This is a genomic window from Actinomadura sp. GC306 (assembly GCF_004348665.1).
Classification (GTDB): domain Bacteria; phylum Actinomycetota; class Actinomycetes; order Streptosporangiales; family Streptosporangiaceae; genus Spirillospora.
The window spans coordinates 1-2,034 of the sequence record NZ_SMKM01000488.1; the positions used below are offsets into that span (position 1 = coordinate 1).

Genomic DNA, 2,034 nt, shown 5'->3' on the forward strand with positions numbered 1-2,034 from the left:
GGCCTGGGTGGGTGCCCGCCGAGGGGCGGCCTGCTGTGCGGTCATGCGTCCTCCGTGGTCACGTGCGTGTCCGGCTGCGGTACCCGCTCACGCGCGTCCCATACGCCCTGTTCCTCCCCCGGTGCCGCTTGCGGTGCCCGGGACGGCCCGCCGCCGGGCCCGCGGGCGGCGCCGCCGGAGACCTCGGGGACGCCGGGCAGCACGCCGGACTCGGTGTGCCGGGCGAGCATCTCCACCACCGCGCGGGGCCCGCCGCGCCCGGCCGCGCGGCGCTGCCGGTCCGCGCCCGTCCCGGCCCGGCGCACGCCCGCCAGCAGCGCGCGGACGGTGTCCAGGTCGCCGGCCTCGGCCAGCGCGGGCCGGGCCCTGGCCAGCAGGTCCTCCACCATGCGCCAGGGCGGGACGCGCCGCCGGGTGAACGGGTCCAGCGCGTGGCCGCGCATCCCGTGCCGGGCCGCGCTCCACAGCGCCGCCGCGCAGACCTGCGCGTCCACGCGCGGGGCCTCCCGCCCGGCGGCCAGGTCCCGCAGCGCCGCGCCGACCAGGCCCCGCGACAGCGCCGCCTGCAGGACGGCCTCGTCGGCGGTGGCGGCGGCGTCGGCGGCGCGGACCTCCACCGTCGGCCACCGCGGCGACGGCCGCGCCAGCCAGAACGTCATCGCGCCGTCCACCAGCGCGCCCGCCTCCACCAGCGCCGCGACGCGCCCGTCGTGCTCGGCCGCCGACGCGGCGAACGGCGGGACGCCCGCGCCGGGGAACCGCCACATCTCCACGATCCGGCGGCCGGCGAAGCTCCCGGCGCGGCCGCGGCCGAACGGGGAGTTCACCGCCAGCGCCGCCAGCGTGGGCAGCCACGGCCGCAGGTGGTTGACGACCTGCACGGCCGTCTCCCGGTCGGGGACCCCGACGTGGACGTGGCAGCCGCACGCCTGGTAGTCCGCCACCACCTCCCCGTAGGCGCCGCGGACCGCGGCGAACCGGTCGCCGGGCGCCACCGGCGGGGGCGGCCCGTCCAGCACCGGCGCGCCCGCCGACACCAGCCGCGCCCCGGCCGCCCGCGCGGCGGCGGCCAGCCGGGCCCGCCCGTCGCGCAGCTGCGCCCGCAGGACCGCCAGGTCGCCGCACACCCCGGTCGCCGCCTCCACCTGCGAGGCCAGCAGCTCGGGGTGGAACCCGCCGCCCGACGCGCGCCACGGATGCTCGCCCGCCGCCGCGAGGACCTGCCCGGCGCGCGGGACGCTCGCCCCGGACAGCGCGTCGACCAGGAGGAACTCCTCCTCCACCCCGACGGTCGCGCCGCCCGCCGCGCGCGAGCCGCCGCCCGCGCCGGCCGTGCCGTCGGTGTCTCCGGCCTCGTGGCCGCCCATGCCGCTTCCCCCTGTCGGTCCCCCGGGCCCGGTTCTCGGCGGGCACCCGCGTGCCGCGCCGCATCCCGGGGCGTTCCCCGCACAGCGGGGGATTCCCGGACGAAGCGCCCTCTCCCTCCCCCGGCCGGAAATCCTCGCGGCGGGCCCGGTACCGGTGACCGGATCGTTCCGCACCCCGCCGTGATGATGCCTCCCGCAAGCCCCGCGCCGCGGGCAGCATCGGGGCCATGAACAGAGCCCTCCTCGTCATCGACGTCCAGGAGTCCTTCCGCCGCCGCCCGAACTGGCGGGCCGTGTCGGCGCCCGACATCGCCGCCCGCGCCGCGCGCCTGGCCGCCGCCGCCCGCGCCGCCGGGGACACGGTGGTGTGGGTGCTGCACTCCGAGCCCGGCACCGGCACCGTGTTCGACCCCGCCCTCGGCCACGTCCGCCTCATGGACGGCCTGGAACCGGCCGCCGGGGAGCCGGTGCTCACCAAGACCTCCCGCAACGCGTTCACCACCACGAACCTGCAGCAGCTGCTCACCGAGCGCGGCGTCGGCGAGGTGGTGGTGTGCGGGATCCAGACCGAGCAGTGCTGCGAGACCACCGCGCGGCTGGCCGCCGACCTCGGCTACCGGGTGGTGTTCGTCACCGACGCCACCGCCACCTTCCCCATCCCCCACCG

Annotated in this window: 2 protein-coding genes; one reads left to right on the forward strand and one right to left on the reverse strand. The window is 79.7% G+C overall.

The window, feature by feature from the left end:
* Positions 1–41: 41 nt before the first annotated feature.
* The gene (locus E1200_RS32890; protein ID WP_131956521.1) at positions 42–1,367 is read right to left on the reverse strand and encodes a glutamate--cysteine ligase; all 1,326 of its coding nucleotides are present in this window, start codon (positions 1,365–1,367) and stop codon (positions 42–44) included.
* A gap of 227 nt (positions 1,368–1,594) precedes the next feature.
* Here E1200_RS32890 and E1200_RS32895 point away from each other — a divergent pair.
* The coding region (locus tag E1200_RS32895) for an isochorismatase family protein (protein ID WP_131956523.1) at positions 1,595–2,034 on the forward strand (440 nt) is incomplete at its 3' end.